The 897-nt window shown below is 61.2% G+C and carries 2 protein-coding genes; both read right to left on the reverse strand.

Annotation, left to right across the window (positions count from 1 at the left end):
* Positions 1–89 precede the first annotated feature (89 nt).
* Positions 90–569, reverse strand: a complete 480-nt coding sequence (locus ACT84W_RS08665) for a hypothetical protein (protein WP_444328920.1) — start codon at positions 567–569, stop codon at positions 90–92.
* On the reverse strand, positions 562–897 hold a 336-nt coding region (locus ACT84W_RS08670), incomplete at its 5' end, for a hypothetical protein (protein WP_444328921.1). The genes ACT84W_RS08665 and ACT84W_RS08670, both read right to left, overlap by 8 nt.

Consider the following 897-nt stretch of genomic DNA (forward strand, 5'->3'; position numbering starts at 1 on the left):
CGCTATCGGTCAGTCCCTTTGAGACGCCGTAGGCGTGCAGGCGACGGTAGTCGTCGGGCGGGAGCCGAAGACTCATGACCTTGGCGCTCTTACTCATCGCGGGCCCCGATGATTTCGTTAAGACAGCATTCCAGCTCGGTGCGGCAGACACAATCGTCGGGCCAACCAGCGCTCATCTCCACGATGTCGGCGAGCGCGCGGAACGTGTACGTGTAGTTTCCCAGCACGTTCCAGTTGTCGAGGACGACGTCGAAGAACGAATCAACGTAGACATCGCAGCCGGCCGCGGCAAGGCTTCCCTCGAGGAAGCGGGCCTCGTCGCTACGAGCACCCGGTGTCACAGCGAGCTTGTTTCCCACGGAGTTCCAGCAGTCGAGCGCGTGGAAGCGGATCGGCTTCCCGGAGTCGACGACTAGTCCCTTGCCATGCTTGGCGGCAAGCTCGACGAGGGGGAGGGGCGTGCGCTTATGGCTCTCGCTGCCCGCGAGCGCCGCCTCCTCGCGCATGATGTCGACGATGGTTTCCTGGCAAATGTTCGCAGACTTGTGGGTGAAGGTGTCCTTAATCATCGGGGTTCTCCGTTCCTTCGCGTAGTTTTCCGTTAGTGTGTCCCGTTCCTTTCGGACGGCCGAGATTCTTGATGAGCATGTCTTGGGCTTCCACGGGCGATTCTTCGGGAGTGAAGGAGCCGGCGAACGAGGAGAGTGCCTCGAGGGACTCGAGGAGTTCATCGGGCATCTCAGCAGAGCTCCTGATGCGCCTCAGCTCGGCGACGATGAGGCCGACCTGCTCCCTCAGAGCCTTCCTCATCCTCACCGTCGCGCTCACCGTGAAATTGGACTCGAGGAGGCATTTTGTGATGTAGTCCTGCTTCGAGAGGCCGCTCAGGGCGACCTT

Origin of the sequence: Paratractidigestivibacter sp., assembly GCF_052362415.1 — a bacterium.
Taxonomy (GTDB): domain Bacteria; phylum Actinomycetota; class Coriobacteriia; order Coriobacteriales; family Atopobiaceae; genus Paratractidigestivibacter.

What these genes read in the sequence shown, in the direction of transcription:
- ACT84W_RS08665 (WP_444328920.1), bottom strand. Translation starts at nt 569, where the DNA reads ATGATTAAGGACACCTTCACCCACAAGTCTGCGAACATTTGCCAGGAA.